Annotated in this window: 18 protein-coding genes; 12 read left to right on the top strand and 6 right to left on the bottom strand. The window is 65.1% G+C overall.

The window, feature by feature from the left end:
* Window position 1 precedes the first annotated feature (1 nt).
* The 6 genes from GGQ99_RS22825 to motA are packed head-to-tail and all read right to left on the bottom strand — an operon-like array spanning window position 2 to window position 4,890.
* The gene (locus GGQ99_RS22825; RefSeq protein ID WP_183264277.1) at window positions 2-442 is read right to left on the bottom strand and encodes a hypothetical protein; all 441 of its coding nucleotides are present in this window, start codon (window positions 440-442) and stop codon (window positions 2-4) included.
* Complete coding sequence (flhB, locus tag GGQ99_RS22820) at window positions 439-1,518, bottom strand: flagellar biosynthesis protein FlhB (RefSeq protein WP_108607155.1); 1,080 nt, start codon at window positions 1,516-1,518, stop codon at window positions 439-441. Before flhB ends, GGQ99_RS22825 begins: the two co-directional genes overlap by 4 nt.
* 23 nt (window positions 1,519-1,541) lie before the next feature.
* A complete protein-coding gene (locus GGQ99_RS22815) occupies window positions 1,542-2,552 on the bottom strand; it encodes a flagellar motor switch protein FliG (RefSeq protein ID WP_108607154.1) in 1,011 nt (336 codons plus the stop codon).
* 43 nt (window positions 2,553-2,595) lie between these two features.
* On the bottom strand, window positions 2,596-2,991 hold the full coding sequence (gene fliN / locus GGQ99_RS22810; RefSeq protein ID WP_183264276.1) for a flagellar motor switch protein FliN: 396 nt from the start codon (window positions 2,989-2,991) through the stop codon (window positions 2,596-2,598).
* A gap of 57 nt (window positions 2,992-3,048) precedes the next feature.
* Window positions 3,049-3,978: a FliM/FliN family flagellar motor switch protein gene (locus GGQ99_RS22805; protein WP_183264275.1), complete on the bottom strand. Its 930-nt coding sequence runs from the start codon at window positions 3,976-3,978 to the stop codon at window positions 3,049-3,051.
* A 36-nt stretch (window positions 3,979-4,014) separates the two neighbouring features.
* Complete coding sequence (gene motA / locus GGQ99_RS22800; protein WP_108609765.1) at window positions 4,015-4,890, bottom strand: flagellar motor stator protein MotA; 876 nt, start codon at window positions 4,888-4,890, stop codon at window positions 4,015-4,017.
* A 152-nt stretch (window positions 4,891-5,042) separates the two neighbouring features.
* On the opposite strand from motA, the gene GGQ99_RS22795 reads away from it, so the two are divergent.
* The 12 genes from GGQ99_RS22795 (at window position 5,043) to flgH (ending at window position 13,942) form a co-directional block, all read left to right on the top strand.
* The gene (locus GGQ99_RS22795; RefSeq protein WP_183264274.1) at window positions 5,043-6,164 is read left to right on the top strand and encodes a DUF1217 domain-containing protein; all 1,122 of its coding nucleotides are present in this window, start codon (window positions 5,043-5,045) and stop codon (window positions 6,162-6,164) included.
* 7 nt (window positions 6,165-6,171) lie between these two features.
* Window positions 6,172-6,894, top strand: coding sequence for a flagellar basal-body rod protein FlgF (flgF, locus tag GGQ99_RS22790; RefSeq protein WP_183264273.1), 723 nt, complete (start codon window positions 6,172-6,174; stop codon window positions 6,892-6,894).
* A gap of 78 nt (window positions 6,895-6,972) precedes the next feature.
* Window positions 6,973-8,295 carry a flagellar protein export ATPase FliI gene (gene fliI / locus GGQ99_RS22785; protein WP_245439821.1) on the top strand — a complete coding sequence of 441 codons (1,323 nt, stop codon included), beginning with the start codon at window positions 6,973-6,975 and terminating at the stop codon, window positions 8,293-8,295.
* Window positions 8,279-8,908 (top strand): hypothetical protein, encoded by a 630-nt coding sequence (locus GGQ99_RS22780; RefSeq protein WP_108607149.1) that lies wholly within the window; start codon window positions 8,279-8,281, stop codon window positions 8,906-8,908. The genes fliI and GGQ99_RS22780 overlap by 17 nt, the downstream gene beginning before the upstream one ends.
* Window positions 8,909-8,987: 79 nt before the next feature.
* The gene (flgB, locus tag GGQ99_RS22775; RefSeq protein WP_108607148.1) at window positions 8,988-9,368 is read left to right on the top strand and encodes a flagellar basal body rod protein FlgB; all 381 of its coding nucleotides are present in this window, start codon (window positions 8,988-8,990) and stop codon (window positions 9,366-9,368) included.
* Window positions 9,369-9,372: 4 nt separating this feature from the next.
* The gene (flgC, locus tag GGQ99_RS22770; protein WP_055980239.1) at window positions 9,373-9,792 is read left to right on the top strand and encodes a flagellar basal body rod protein FlgC; all 420 of its coding nucleotides are present in this window, start codon (window positions 9,373-9,375) and stop codon (window positions 9,790-9,792) included.
* The gene (gene fliE / locus GGQ99_RS22765) at window positions 9,789-10,100 is read left to right on the top strand and encodes a flagellar hook-basal body complex protein FliE (RefSeq protein ID WP_108607147.1); all 312 of its coding nucleotides are present in this window, start codon (window positions 9,789-9,791) and stop codon (window positions 10,098-10,100) included. Before flgC ends, fliE begins: the two co-directional genes overlap by 4 nt.
* Window positions 10,101-10,111: 11 nt before the next feature.
* Complete coding sequence (gene flgG, locus GGQ99_RS22760; RefSeq protein WP_108607146.1) at window positions 10,112-10,900, top strand: flagellar basal-body rod protein FlgG; 789 nt, start codon at window positions 10,112-10,114, stop codon at window positions 10,898-10,900.
* A 59-nt stretch (window positions 10,901-10,959) separates the two neighbouring features.
* The gene (flgA, locus tag GGQ99_RS22755; RefSeq protein ID WP_246389710.1) at window positions 10,960-11,379 is read left to right on the top strand and encodes a flagellar basal body P-ring formation chaperone FlgA; all 420 of its coding nucleotides are present in this window, start codon (window positions 10,960-10,962) and stop codon (window positions 11,377-11,379) included.
* A gap of 173 nt (window positions 11,380-11,552) precedes the next feature.
* A complete protein-coding gene (locus GGQ99_RS22750; protein ID WP_404801276.1) occupies window positions 11,553-12,632 on the top strand; it encodes a flagellar basal body P-ring protein FlgI in 1,080 nt (359 codons plus the stop codon).
* Window positions 12,633-12,635: 3 nt separating this feature from the next.
* Window positions 12,636-13,241: a MotE family protein gene (locus GGQ99_RS22745; RefSeq protein WP_183264270.1), complete on the top strand. Its 606-nt coding sequence runs from the start codon at window positions 12,636-12,638 to the stop codon at window positions 13,239-13,241.
* Complete coding sequence (gene flgH / locus GGQ99_RS22740) at window positions 13,238-13,942, top strand: flagellar basal body L-ring protein FlgH (protein WP_108607143.1); 705 nt, start codon at window positions 13,238-13,240, stop codon at window positions 13,940-13,942. The genes GGQ99_RS22745 and flgH overlap by 4 nt, the downstream gene beginning before the upstream one ends.

The raw sequence follows: 13,942 nt of genomic DNA, 5'->3' as shown, positions 1-13,942 counted from the left end.
CCTAGGCCGCCTCGGCCCGCGGTTCCGCACCTCGGATCATCGCGTGCTGGATGGCGGCGGCGAGATATTCGGTGTTCTTCTCGGGCTCCAGGTCGGGCTTTTCGAACGACACGTAGTGCACCTCGACCGAGGCGTTGTTGGCCGTCATCGACAGCTGGAAATAGACCACCGCCCCTTCCGGCCTGAGTTCGAGGTCGAGCACGATGCGCGGCGCGCCGGTCCAGCTGACATGCGCCTCGCCGCCAAGCCCGAGCCGCAATGCGCCCGGCATGAAATAGAGCTCCGCCGCGGAGTCGACGAGATCGGCCACGTTGCCGAAATGCTCCATCCGAATGAAGGCGATGTAGTCGGCAATGTCGATGAGGCGCAATTCGCGCACCACCGGCTGGATAGCTGTTGCGACAAGGACTTCTCGGGACAAAGCATGCGTCTGGTTTTTCATGGCTGATTGCGCTGGGCCCTGTTTCCGTAAACGATCCGCACCAACTCGGCGACGGCCTGGTAGAACTGAGGTGGAATGACACTATCCACCGAAACTTGCTTGTACATGGAGCGTGCGAGCGCCACGTCCTCGAACACCGGGACGCCGTTCTGCTCGGCAATCTCGCGGATCTTCAGCGCCACCAGGTCCTGCCCCTTGGCGAGCACGACCGGGGCCGCATTCTCGTCGCGGACATAGCGCAGCGCGATGGCGAAGTGGGTCGGGTTGGCGATGACCAGCGTCGCCTTCGGCACCGCCGTCATCATCCGCTGGCGGGCACGGTCGCGGGCGATCGAGCGCAGCCGCGACTTGACGATAGGATCGCCTTCCGACTGCTTCAGTTCGTCCTTGACCTCCTGCTTGGTCATGCGCTGTTCCTGGAACCAGTGGAAACGCGACCAGACGAAGTCGGCAACGGCGATCGCGCCCATGACGAAGACGATCGCCACCAGGATGTCGACGGCGATGTTGCGGATGACGCTGCCATAGGCAACCGGATTGGTGATCATGCCGGTCAGCAGCACGCGCAGGTCGTCCGAAAGCACGAAGATCAGCACGATGATCGCGAAACCGAGCTTGCCCAGCGATTTCAGGAATTCGACGAACCCCTGCACGCCGAACATGCGCTTCCAACCCTGGGTCAGCGAGATCCGCGAGGCCTGCGGCCGGACGCGTTCGCCAATGAATTGCGGGACGTTCTGCACCAGCGACGCCCCGACGCCGGCCACCACCAGCATCAGGAACAGGCTGGCGATTGCCCGGCCGACCTCGACTGCCACCGCCTGGTAGAGCTCGACGACATCGCGTTCGGTGCCGAGCGGCCAGGCTTCCGGTTTTTCCAGGAAGTTCGACAGGAAGACGCCGAGTTCGGCCACCGAATTGCTGGCAAAGAACACGGTGTAGACGAGGATCGCCAGGAACGACGTGAAGATCGCCACTTCCTTGGAGGCGGGCAGTTTGCCCTTCTCCATCGTGTCGCGGATTTTCTTCTCTGTCGGTTCTTCTGTTTTGGAGTCTTTGTCCTCGCCGTCCGCCATCGCTCAGGAACCCTGGCGCGAATTCAGGCGGCGTTCTGCGCCGACGGCAATTCGAGGAGACCCTCGTTCGCCATGCGCAAAGCGGTGGAGGCAATGGTCTTGCGGGCGCGCAGGATCTCCGCCGGCTGGACGCCTTCCGAGCCCTGGCTGAGTTCGGATTCGATCATGCGCCGCGTGCGCGCGCCGATCGACGAAAGCACTGCTTCGGCAAGCGGCAGCGCCGTGCCGCGCAGGGCAAGGGTAATCAGTTCGCTCGACAGGCCGTCGAACAGCGCCACGCGCGCCTTCTGCGACATGACAGGAACATCGTCGAACGAGAACAGCCGGGCGCGGATGGCATCGAGGTCGGCCATGCCGACCTCGCGCAGGTCGTTCATCACTTCCTCGAGCTGCGACTTGTCGAGTTCGTTGAGCACGCTGGCGACGCGCGTCTGGCCGGCCGAGGTATCCTTCTGGGCGCTTTCGGTCAGCACGCGGTTGCGGATCTGGTCCTCCACCAGCTTGGTCGCGGCCGGGGGCACGCTCGCCAGTTCCATCATCCGCTTGATGATTTCGCTGCGCAGGGGCTTGTCCAGCGTCAGCACCACGCTTGCGGCATAGGTCGGGACAAGGTTGGAGAGGATCATCGCCGCCGTCTGCGGATGTTCGTTGGAAAGGAAGGTGCCGATCTGCGCCGGCTCCAGCTTTTCGAGCTGCGGCCAGACCGGCGGCGTCGTGTCCTTCTTGGCGGCGGGCTCGTCCTTGCCCATCAGCGCGCTCATTTCTTCGGGCGACAGCGACTCGTTGAGGATCGTGTCCATCTTGTCGGCGGAATCGAGCAGGCCCGCACCCTCGGTGAACTCGGCCTCGAACTCGGCGACGATCCGTTCGAGGTCGGCCTGCGGAATGGTGCGCAGCAGCCGTGCGCCTTCGATCAGCGCCTTGAGCTCGTCCTGCTTGAAGAACTTGAGCAGCCGGCTCGCCGACGGCTTGCCCATCGCCACCAGAATGGCCGCCGCCTTCTGCGGCCGCGTCAGCGTCGCCAGCAATGTCATGCGGAGGCCTTTCTCGAAGCAGGGGAAAGCACGGTCGGGCTCCTCAGGCGCTCTTGGTTGCCGCGACGATCTCGGTCAGCCGGATGCCGAAGCGCGACGGGTCGCTTTCGAGCACGGTGATCTCGCCGCGCGCGATGCGGCGGCCGTTGACCACCACGTCGACCGGTTCGCCGATGCGGCGGTCGAGCGCCACGGTCGAACCCTTCTGCAGCGTCATCAGGTCGGACACCGGCATCTCCGTGCTGCCGAGCACGATCTGCACCTCGACCGGAATGTCGAAGATGACGCTGTTGCCGGCGGCGGCGGCGGGAGCGGCGCCTGGGCGCTTCTCTTCCTCGCTCAGCACGCCGCGCAGTTCTTCGATGGCGCGGTTGAGCTGGTCGTCCTCGGCTTCGATTTCGGGCTTTTCGACCTCGGGCTTGGGCTGCGCCTTGCTCATCGGTGTTCTCCAGTTCTGTCGTTCACGGTGCCGGGCGCTGCTTGGCAGCGCATCGCCTCAACCCGCGACGATCCCTTCAATTGTTTCTTCGGTGGCATCGAACGGACGCCTGATGCGGACGGTGTAGTTCTGGCCGAGCTTGCCGAATTCGCACGCAAACAGTGACTTGCCGCGCGCCGAGATCACGGCATTGGATTGGGTGTTTTCGGCGAGTTCGATGACCTGCCCCAACTCGAGCACGGAGAGATCGCCAAGGGTCATGCGTCCGAGCGGCATCGACGCCTCGAGCCGGACGGTCGAGCGCATCAGCTCGTCGGAGAAGCGCGAACTCCATTCCGTGGCCGGCGCGGACTCCGCCTCGCTCTTGTCGCGGCGATCCTCGACCAGCACGCGTTGCGGCAGCGTCAGGGTCAGCGTCCCGCGAGACACCGCCGTCGAGACCGACAGCACGACGCGCGCCGAAGGCCCGTCGCGGAACACGTGCTTCTTCATCACCGTGCTGGTAATCGCTTCCGGCACCGGCAGCTTAACACCAAGGCCGCCATTGGCGCCCTGCGCATTCATCGCCCGTGCCACGTCCTGGATGAGCAGCGAAACGACACCGAGTTCGATCGACGACAGCTCGCGCTCGATGGCTGCGACTTCGCGGTCCGGATCGCCGCCGAACATGACATTGACGAGGATCGCGATCGCCTGCGGGTCGAACGTCATCACCAGCCCGTCAGGCGACGTCCGGGTCGCCGCCACGCACATGGCCTGGTTGTTCTTGCCGGTCTTGGCGTCGGCCATGCGGCCGAGCTTGACCTCGGCGACTTCGACGAAGATCGGCGACGGCAGCACCTCGTTGACGGCGGCGGCAATCGCTGTCGCCGAACGTTCCGCCAGGCGGCGGGCGGCGGCATGCACCTTGGCTGGCTCGCCGGTGTCGCCCAGCAGGCGCTCGATGACGAGGTCGCGCGGTTCCGCCGGGCTTGCGGTGGTATTCATGACTGGCGATGCCCTTTGTCAGCGTCCCGCATTGGCTCAGGCCGCCTTCTTTTCGAGATTGCCCGTGTTCAGCGTGCTCTGCTCCACCGCGTCGATCGACGGGCGGTCGTAGGACGAGATCGTCTTGCGGCCGAACTCGATCGCCACCTGCGGCAGCGAGCCGTTCATGTAGGCCAGCAGCGTCTGCTTCACGACGATGTAGAGGCGGTTCTTTTTCTCGCGCACCGTCTTGATCTTGGTGGCGATCGGCGCGACCACGGCATAAGACAGGAAGATGCCGAGGAAGGTGCCGACGAGTGCGGCACCGATCAGGCCGCCGAGGATCTCGGGAGACTGGTCGAGGGCGCCCATCGCTTTCACGACGCCGAGCACCGCAGCAACGATGCCCAGCGCCGGCAGGCCGTCACCGACAGCGATCAGCGCGTGATAGGACTTGAGCTTATCGGCGCGGATGGTCTGGATTTCCTCGTCCATCAGCGCTTCGATCTCATGCGAGCGCGCATTGCCGATGATGATGATGCGGCAGTAGTCGCAGATGAAATGCGTCAGGTCGTAGTTCTTCAGCACCGAAGGAAAGGCCTGGAAGATCGCCGACTCGTCGGGGTTGTCGATATGCGCTTCAACCTCGGAACGCGTCTTGGTGCGCAGCTCACGCATTAGCGAGTGCAGCACGCCGAGCGTCTCGAGATAGTCCTGTTCTTTCGGCACCTGCTGCTTGAGCGCCTCGACCATCGCCTTGCCGGTGTCCTTCACCGTGGCCATAGGGTTGGCGACGAGGAACGTTCCGAGCGCCGCACCGCCGATGATGACGAGTTCCCACGGCTGCATCAGGACGTTGAGGTGTCCGCCCATCGCCATGAAGCCGCCAAGCACGCAGCCCAGCGTCACGACGAGTCCGATCAGAATACCCACAAGCCGGTCCTTCCGCATTCAAAGCACTATGCATGCACAGATAGCGGCTGTGCCTTGTGTGAGGCTTGAAGGGACGACGCGAAAACGATTCAGCCTCGCGCAAGCATTTGAGCGTAGCCTTCCCAGTCTATCCTGCGGCGGAAGGGCGTGTCGTGCTCAATACCTATACAAGCTACCAGCTGATCGCGAGAGACATCGGCAAGGCTCTCGAACGCGTGGAAAAGCAGCCCATCATCGAGCGCGAGACCGAATATTACCTCAAGAACATCACCAAGGTGAAAACCATTGATGAGTTCGTCAAGAACGACCGGCTGTTCAAATATGCCATGAAGGCCCACGGCCTGCAGGACATGGCCTATGCCAAGGCGTTCATGGTCAAGGCGCTGAAGGAAGGCGTCGCCGACAAGGACAGCTTCGCCAACAAGCTGACCGACAAGCGCTACGCCGAATTCGTCAAGAGCTTCAACTTCGCCGAGCTCGGCGAACGCGCCACGGTCTTCAACAAGGCCCAGCAGGGCGCCGTCGACAAATACCTGCTGCGGGTCGGGATGGACGGCGGCGATCCCAAGTCGGAAGCCGTCCAGAAGGAAGTGAAGTACTACCTCGACAACATCGTCAAGGTGACGTCGGCCAAGGATCTGATGGCCGACACCAGGCTCTACGCCTTCGCGATGAAATCCTTCGGCATCGAAGCCTCCATCCCCAACAAGGAGATGATGGAGAAGGTTTTGGCCGGCGGTGTTCGCGATCCCAAAAGCTACGCCAACGAGATGGCGGACAAGCGCTACGCCGCCTTCGCCACCGCCTTCAACTTCGAGGCCCATGGCGCCGATGCCACAACCATCAATCCTTCCCAGCAACCGGCAACCGACAAGTTCCTGCGCCAGACGCTGGAAGAGGACGCGGGCAGGGACAACGAAGGCGTCCGGTTGGCGCTCTATTTCGAACGCAAGGCATCCTCCATCGGCAGCTTCTACGACGTGCTCGCCGACCCCGCTCTGGCCAAGGTCGTGCGCACCGCGCTCGGCTTGCCAGAAGCCTTTGCTTCGGCCGACATCGACCGCCAGGTCAAGCTGTTCGAAGAGAAGCTGAAGATCACGGACTTCTCCAATCCCAAGAAGCTCGGCGAATTCCTCAAGCGCTTCACCAGCCTTTGGGAGATCAACAACCCGTCGTCGCCGGTGCAGGCGTCAGTCGGCATCCTGTTCGGCATGCCGCCGGCTTACGGCGTGTCGACCGACCTGATGTTCGCCATGCAGAAACTGAGGTTCTGAGGTCACCATGCAGAACAGTCTATACGTCGCCCTTTCCGCCCAGGTCGCACAGGAAAAGCGCCTCAACACCATCGCCGACAACGTCGCCAATGCCTCGACCGTCGGCTTCCGCGCTACGGGGGTGAAGTTCGAGGATGTCGTCTCCGGCCTTGGCTCGAAATCGGTTTCCTTCGCTTCGGCGGGCGACACCTACCTTTCGACCCAGCATGGCGGCATGCGCGAAACCGGCAACCCGTTCGATTTTGCCATTCGCGGCGACGCCTGGTTCGGCATCGATACGCCGGCCGGCACCGTCATGACCCGCGACGGCCGCTTCACCATAACCCAGGACGGCCAGCTGGTCTCAGTCGAGGGCTACCCGGTGCTCGATGCCGGCGGCGCGCCGATGCAGCTCGACCCGCGTGCCGGACCGCCTACGGCCGGCGCCGACGGCTCGCTGCGCCAGGACGGTCGCCTGATCGGCGCCATCGGCCTCTACGAATTCAACCCCGGCGCCAATTTCGTCCGTTACGGCAATTCCGGGGTCGTGCCGCCGACGACGCCGGAGCCGGTGGTCGACCGCATGGAAGCCGGCATGGTCCAGGGTTTCGTCGAGGAGTCCAACGTCAATCCGATCAAGGAGATGACCAAGCTCATCATGGTGCAGCGCGCTTTCGAGAACACCGCAGCCCTGATACGCCAGACCGACGCCTCGTTCTCCGACGCCATCAAGACGCTCGGCTCGAAGTAAGTGAGCACCTCCCTGACCGCCATACGCACCGAGCCCCCGCTCGTGCACGACAACCGGCTGGAGGCGCTGGAGCGCATCATGCACCGCTTCGCCGACGACCGTCTTCTGGTCAGACGTGGCGGCAGGGTGACCGAAATAGCGCCGACCCACTACAAGGTCGGCGGCCTGTCATCCAGCGCGCGCCTCGGCGACATCGTCGAGCATCGTGGCCAGGGCCGCAACCGCCGCGGCGAGATCGTCCAGATTGGTCGCGACGAGGTGCTGGTCGCCCCCTATGAGAGCAGCGGCGAGGTCGGCGTCGGCGACGCCATCTTCACCCGGGGCCCCATCGCCATCACCCCGCACCCGAGTTGGCGCGGCCGCGCCATCGACGCGCTCGGCCGACCCATCGACAGCGGCGCGCCGCTGGTCCGCAATGCCAGGCAGGACGCGGCCGAAGCCGTGCCGCCGGCAGCGCTCGCCCGCCAGCGTGTCGAAACCGGCTTCATGACCGGCGTCCGCGTCATCGACATCTTCACCCCGCTCTGCTTGGGCCAGCGCATGGGCATCTTCGCCGGCTCCGGCGTCGGCAAGTCGACGCTGCTTGCCATGCTCGCCGGCGCCGATGCCTTCGACACGGTCGTCGTCGCCCTGATCGGCGAGCGCGGACGCGAAGTGCGCGAATTCCTCGAAGACACCATCGGCGTGGCCTCCATGGCCAAGACCGTCGCTGTCGTTGCCACCTCCGACGAGAGCGCCATGATGCGCCGCCGCGCGCCCGATACCGCGATGCGCGTCGCCGAGCATTTCCGCGACCGCGGCGACCGCGTGCTGCTGGTGCTGGATTCGATCACCCGCTTCGCCCACGCCCTGCGCGAGGTGGCGATCGGCGCCGGCGAGCCGCCGGTAGCGCGCGGCTATCCGGCCTCGGTCTTTACCGACCTGCCCAAGCTGCTCGAGCGCGCCGGTCCCGGCATGGAGGGCAAGGGCTCCATCACGGCGATCATCTCTGTCCTCGTCGACGGCGACGACCACAACGATCCGGTCGCCGATTCCGTCCGCGGCATCCTTGACGGCCACATCGTGCTCGACCGCTCGATCGCCGAACAGGGCCGCTATCCCCCGGTCAATCCGCTGTCGTCCATCTCGCGCCTTGCCGGCAAGGCCTGGACGCCGGAGCAGCGCCAGCTCGTCGGCAAGCTCAAGGCGATGATCTCGCGTTTCGAGGATACGCGCGACATCCGCCTGCTTGGTGCCTACCAGGCCGGCGCCGACCCCGAACTCGACCTGGCCGTGCGCCAGGTTCCGGTGATCTACGAAGCGCTGGCACAATCGCCCGCCGACGGGCCGTCGCCTGACCCGTTCTCCGACCTCGCAAGCTATTTGAGAGCCAAGGAAAGACCCCATGTTCAGGCGGAATGACCCAGCGCGCGAGCTTCTGGACATCATCGAGGCGAAGGACAAGCCGCGTTCGCTGTTCCAGCGCCTGCGCCCGGCGGCCCCGATCAGGCCCATGACGCCGAAACGCAAGAAGCGCGACCGCAGCAGCGACTTCGTCGTTGCCTGCCTCGGCATCACGCTCGGCCTCACCTGCGCGCTGTTTCCCTGGTACATCTTCTTCAACCAGGAGAAGTTCGGCATCCGCGCCATGAAATTTTCAGGCGGCGGCCAGAACGAGCAGCCGATCCCGCTCGCCATGGGTCAGCAGCCCGAGCGCGTCGGCGCGCCGATGTCGGTCGAGGACATTCCGGCGATGAAGCTCGACCTCTTCGCCACCGGTTCGTTGCGCCGTGGCAAGGATGACGAGGTCGGCGTTCCCGGCGCTGCCGAACAGCCGTTTCCAGGCCCCAAGATCGACTTCACCCTTGTCCACGTCGCCAACGGCCGCGCCATGATCCAGGACAATGCCGGCCTCTGGGTCGTCCAGGCCGGCTCGGTCCTGCCGGATTCGAGCAAGGTCGCCTCGATCGAGCAGCGCAATGGCAAGTGGGTGCTGGTCACCTCGCGCGACGAGGTTCTCCAGGTCTCGCGCTGAGGCCCGATGCGCCGGCCCCCCGCGCAAGGCCCGCGCAAGACTGACCCAATAGTGTCCGGAAATCTGCTCGGAGATTTCCATGGAACCCGTCAATCTGTTCGATCTGGCCGCCCAGCAGGCACGCTGGCTCTCGGTGCGCCAGAACGCCATCGCCGGCAACGTCGCCAACGCCAACACGCCGGGCTATCGGACCAACGAGATCGAACCGTTCGAGCGCGTGCTTGACCGTTCCCGGGTCGCCATGACGTCGACCCAGGCGGGCCATCTCACCGGCGGCGCCACCGAAGCGGGCTTTGCCGTGAAGCCGGAAGAGCCCAGGCACGCGGTGCTTCCCTCCGACAACACGGTGGCGATGGAAGACGAATTGATGAAGGCCGGCGAGGTCCGCCGCTCCTTCGAGCTCAACACGGCCATCGTCAAGGCATTCCACCGCATGATCATGCTGAGCAGCAAGGGCTGATTGAATGGATCCGCTCGTCGCCGCCCTCAAGGTCGCCGGTTCCGGTCTCGGAGCCCAGTCCGAACGTCTCCGCATCGTCTCGGAAAACCTCGCCAACGCGCAATCGACCGGCAACACGCCCGGCGCCGAGCCCTATCGCCGCAAGACCGTCAGCTTCGCCGCAGAGCTTGACCGCGCGACCGGCGCCTCGACCGTCGAGATCGCCGCGATCGGCCACGACCAGTCCGCCTTCCCGCTGGAGTTCCAGCCGGGCAACGAAGCGGCCGACGCCAATGGCTACGTCAAGATGCCGAACGTCAATGTCATCATCGAGATGGCCGACATGACCGAGGCCAACCGTTCTTATGAAGCCAACCTGCAAGTCATCAAGCAGGCGCGCGATCTTATTTCCATGACCATTGATCTTATGAGGAGCCAGTCATGATCGGTGCCATCAGCCCGCTCGGCCAACAGATCCTGACCAAGCCGACGAGCGTCGTTCCCGACGCTGGCTCGACCGCGGCCGCAGGTGTCGCCTCGTCCTTCGCCGCCGCTCTTTCGGACGCCGCCGCCCAGACCCAGGCCACGCTGCGCCAGGCCGAGCAGCTTTCCATCGCCGGCCTCCAGGGCAAGGCCGACACCCGCGAGGTGGTCGACGCGGTGATGAGCGCCGAGCAGGCGCTTCAAGCAGCCATCGCCATCCGCGACAAGATCGTCACGGCCTATCTCGAAGTCAGCCGCATGGGCATCTGAGGAACATCCCGATGAAAGCACTGGCCATCGCTGCAACGGGCATGAATGCCCAGCAGACCAATCTCGAGGTGATCGCGAACAACATCGCGAACATCAACACCACCGGCTACAAGCGCGCCCGCGCCGAATTCTCCGACCTGCTCTACCAGGTCGACCGCATGCAGGGCGTGCCTAGCCGCGCCAACTCGTCGGTCGTGCCCGAAGGCGTCAGCATCGGCCTCGGCGTCAAGACCGCTGCCGTCCGCAACGTCCATATCCAAGGCGGCTTGACCAACACCGGCAACCAGTTCGACCTCGCGCTCACCGGCCGTGGCTGGTTCCAGATCGAGGGTGCCGACGGCCAGACGCTCTACACCCGCGCCGGCTCCTTCAACACCAATGCCACCGGCCAGCTCGTCACCGTCGACGGCTATGTCGTCAGCGGCGGCATCGCCATCCCGCCCGATGCGCTCGAAGTCATCGTCAACGACGCCGGCCAGGTCTTCTCCCGCCTCTCCAACCAGACAGCGCTGCAGCTCGAAGGTCAGTTGGATCTGGCCAACTTCGCCAACGAGGCAGGGCTCGCGCCGCTGGGCGACAATTTGTTCTCCGAGACTGAAGCTTCTGGTGCCGCCGTCACCGGCCTGCCGGGCAGCCCCGGCTTCGCCACCATCAAGCAGGGTTATCTCGAGAACTCCAACGTCGATCCGGTCAAGGAAATCACCGAGCTGATCTCGGCGCAGCGCGCCTATGAGATGAACTCCAAGATCATCCAGGCGGCTGACGAAATGGCCGCCGTCGTCTCCAAGAATATCCGGTGATTGTCATGCGGCGACGGAACGCCCTCCCTCGGCTACGCGCGGCAGTGCTCGCCTTCGCCATGCTTGGCGGCACGGCACTGGCTGCCGAGCAGGAGGTCGTGCTCGTTCCCAACCGCGTCATCTATCCCGGCGAGACGATCGTGCTGTCCGCGCTCAAGGAAATCACTCTCAAGCCGGGCAAGGTGCGGCCGGACGCGGTCGCCACCCTCCCCGACGAGCTCGACGGCAGGGTCGCCAAGCGCACGCTGCTGCCCGGTCGCTACGTTCCGGTGGCAGCGCTCCGCGAGGCCTGGCTGGTCGACCGCGGCTCTTCCGTCCAGGTCGTCTTCGCCGCTGCCGGGCTGATGATCTCCGCCGCTGCCGTCACGCTCGAGCCGGGTGCCGCCGGCGACATCGTCAAGGTCCGCAACCTCGACAGCGGCAAGATATTCACTGGTGTCGTCATGGCCGACGGCTCGATCCGCGTGGGTGCGTCATGATCCGCAGACTGGTGCTCGCGGCAATTGCCGTTCTGGGTCTGCAGGTGGCCCATGCCGACGGCCCCGACGGCGTCCCCGCATCGCAGCTCAAGGCACGCGGTGCCACGGCCGCTGGAGGTGGTGCGGTTGCCGAGCTTGGCGAGAACTTCGCCAGTGCCGGCGACGGCGGACGGATGACCACGCTCAACAGCGGCACCGGCGCCAACCTCGTCAATGTCCGCATCAAGGATGTCGCCTCGCTTCAGGAAGCCCGCGACAACCAGCTCGTCGGCTACGGTCTTGTCATCGGCTTGAACAGCTCGGGCGACAGCCTGCGCAATTCGCCGTTCACCGAGCAGTCCATCCGCGCCATGCTGGAAAACCTGGGCATCGCCTCCGAGGATGGCCGCGCCCGCGTTCGCAACGTCGCCGCCGTCATCGTCACCGCCAACCTGCCCGCCTTCGTCCAGGCCGGCGCGCGCATCGACGTCAACGTCTCGTCCCTCGGCGATGCCTCCTCGCTCGCCGGCGGCACACTGGTCATGACCCCGCTCAAGGCTGCCGACGGCGAGATCTATGCCGTGGCGCAAGGCTCCATGCTCGTTGGCGGTTTCACTGCCCAGGGTGCGGCCGAGCAGGTCACCCAGGGCATTCCCACCGCCGGCCGGGTACCCAACGGCGCCATCGTCGAGCGCGAGGTCAAGGCCCGCTTCGGCGACGAGAACATGCTGACGCTGCAGCTCTTCAATCCGGACTTCTCGACCTCGGTGCGCATCGCCGACGCCATCAACGACTACGCCCGCCATCGCTTCGGCAAGCGTGTCGCCGGCGAGCAGGATTCGCGCACCGTCACCATCCGCAAGCCGGAGGGCATTTCGACGGCGCGCTTCTATGCCGAGTTGGAAAACCTGCTGGTCATGTCCGACACGCCTGCCCGCGTCGTCGTCGATGAGCGTACCGGCACCATCGTCATCGGCAACGAGGTCAAGATCGCGCGCGTCGCCATCAGCCACGGCACGCTGACCGTCCGCATCACCGAGCAGCCGCGCGTCGTCCAGCCCGAGCCGTTCTCGCGCGGCGAGACCGCCGTCGAGGATTTCACCGTCATCGACGCCGAGCGTCCCGGCTCCAAGCTGGCGATGCTCGAAGGCCCCGACCTGCAGACGCTGGTCGCCGGCCTCAACCGCCTCGGCGTCAAGCCGGACGGCATCATCGCAATCCTCCAGGGCATCAAGTCGGCCGGCGCGCTCCAGGCCGACCTGGTGGTGCAGTAAGCCATGGCCTTGATCCGACACTCCAGGACAACCAGCAGCCGCGCACTTGCAGCGGCAGTGCTTGCCATCGTGCTGTTCGGCAGTGCTTCCGCCCTTGCTGAGGAAGCCACGGGCGAAGCCGCTGCTGCTCCCGTCCAGGGCGTGCCCACCCGCGTCGTCGAGCGCGAAATCCCCACCGAGCAACCCGCCGGCGAGATGACCGCCGCGCTCGAGCCTAGCGAGGTCGAGCGTTTCTGCTCCAACATCGCCGACGCCGCCCGTGACCGCCGCTATGCCCTCCAGGCCGAGGAGTTGAAGAAGCTTCAGGCCGAGGTCGACAAACGCATCGCCCTGCTCGAAGAGCGCAAGACCGAGTACGAAACCTGGCTCAAGCGCCGCGAGGTCTTCCTCGCCCGCGCCGAGGAAGGCGTCGTCCAGATCTATTCGCGCATGAAGCCCGATGCCGCGGCCGAGCGCCTGGCCGTCATGCATGTCGATCTCGCCGCCGCCATCCTGATGAAGCTCGACGCCCGCAAGTCGAGCGTCATCCTCAACGAAATGGAAAGCAAGTCGGCCGCCGAGCTGACCCGCATCATGGCGAGCGCCGCCCGCCGGGAAGACCCCTCATGATCAGAAAAGCCCTCCTCGCGGCCATGCTCGCCAGCCTCGCCGGCTGCGCCACCGACCTCAAGGAAATCGGCAAGGAGCCGAAGATGTCGGCCGTCGGTTCCGGCATCGAGGATGGCAGCTCGACGATGTACCGCTATCCCGAGGCACCCTCGGCACCGCCCAAGCGTTTCTCGCTGTGGCAGGACAAGCAGAGCCGCATGTTCACCGATCCGCGCGCGCTTCAACCCGGCGACATCCTGACCGTCAAGATCGAGATCGACGACCGGGCCCGCTTCCAGAACGAGTCCGAGCGCAACCGCACCACCAACAGGACCATCGGGGCAGGCCTCGACATGGAATGGGATGGTGTCGGCACGGGCGGCTCGGCCGACGGCAGCGCCGGCTCCAAGTCGGTCTTCTCCGGCGACGGCGCCACCACGCGCTCGGAAAAGCTCAACCTGCTTGTCGCCGCCGTGGTCACCGAGGTTCTGCCCAACGGCAACATGATGATCCGTGGCTCGCAGGAAGTCCGCGTCAACGCCGAGCTGCGCGTGCTGACCATCGCCGGCATAGTCCGCCCGTCCGACATCGGCCCCGAAAACACCATTCCCTACGAGCGCATCGCCGAAGCACGCATCTCCTATGGCGGCCGCGGCCGTATCACCGAGGTCCAGCAGCCACCTTATGGCCAGCAGTTCCTCGACCAGGTTCTCCCCTTCTAG

Source organism: Aminobacter niigataensis, from assembly GCF_014200015.1.
Classification (GTDB): Bacteria; Pseudomonadota; Alphaproteobacteria; order Rhizobiales; family Rhizobiaceae; genus Aminobacter; species Aminobacter niigataensis.
Note: the sequence above shows the minus strand (reverse complement) of the source record. Positions and strands in the feature narration are given on the sequence as shown.

Excerpts from the sequence above, each read along its gene's own strand:
- GGQ99_RS22825 (WP_183264277.1), bottom strand. The coding sequence starts at position 442 with ATGAAAAACCAGACGCATGCTTTGTCCCGAGAAGTCCTTGTCGCAACA.
- flhB (WP_108607155.1), bottom strand. The coding sequence starts at position 1,518 with ATGGCGGACGGCGAGGACAAAGACTCCAAAACAGAAGAACCGACAGAG.
- GGQ99_RS22815 (WP_108607154.1), bottom strand. The coding sequence starts at position 2,552 with ATGACATTGCTGGCGACGCTGACGCGGCCGCAGAAGGCGGCGGCCATT.
- fliN (WP_183264276.1), bottom strand. The coding sequence starts at position 2,991 with ATGAGCAAGGCGCAGCCCAAGCCCGAGGTCGAAAAGCCCGAAATCGAA.
- GGQ99_RS22805 (WP_183264275.1), bottom strand. The coding sequence starts at position 3,978 with ATGAATACCACCGCAAGCCCGGCGGAACCGCGCGACCTCGTCATCGAG.
- flgF (WP_183264273.1), top strand. The coding sequence starts at position 6,172 with ATGCAGAACAGTCTATACGTCGCCCTTTCCGCCCAGGTCGCACAGGAA.
- fliI (WP_245439821.1), top strand. The coding sequence starts at position 6,973 with ATGCACCGCTTCGCCGACGACCGTCTTCTGGTCAGACGTGGCGGCAGG.
- GGQ99_RS22780 (WP_108607149.1), top strand. The coding sequence starts at position 8,279 with ATGTTCAGGCGGAATGACCCAGCGCGCGAGCTTCTGGACATCATCGAG.
- flgB (WP_108607148.1), top strand. The coding sequence starts at position 8,988 with ATGGAACCCGTCAATCTGTTCGATCTGGCCGCCCAGCAGGCACGCTGG.
- flgC (WP_055980239.1), top strand. The coding sequence starts at position 9,373 with ATGGATCCGCTCGTCGCCGCCCTCAAGGTCGCCGGTTCCGGTCTCGGA.
- fliE (WP_108607147.1), top strand. The coding sequence starts at position 9,789 with ATGATCGGTGCCATCAGCCCGCTCGGCCAACAGATCCTGACCAAGCCG.
- flgG (WP_108607146.1), top strand. The coding sequence starts at position 10,112 with ATGAAAGCACTGGCCATCGCTGCAACGGGCATGAATGCCCAGCAGACC.
- flgA (WP_246389710.1), top strand. The coding sequence starts at position 10,960 with ATGCTTGGCGGCACGGCACTGGCTGCCGAGCAGGAGGTCGTGCTCGTT.
- GGQ99_RS22750 (WP_404801276.1), top strand. The coding sequence starts at position 11,553 with ATGACCACGCTCAACAGCGGCACCGGCGCCAACCTCGTCAATGTCCGC.
- GGQ99_RS22745 (WP_183264270.1), top strand. The coding sequence starts at position 12,636 with ATGGCCTTGATCCGACACTCCAGGACAACCAGCAGCCGCGCACTTGCA.
- flgH (WP_108607143.1), top strand. The coding sequence starts at position 13,238 with ATGATCAGAAAAGCCCTCCTCGCGGCCATGCTCGCCAGCCTCGCCGGC.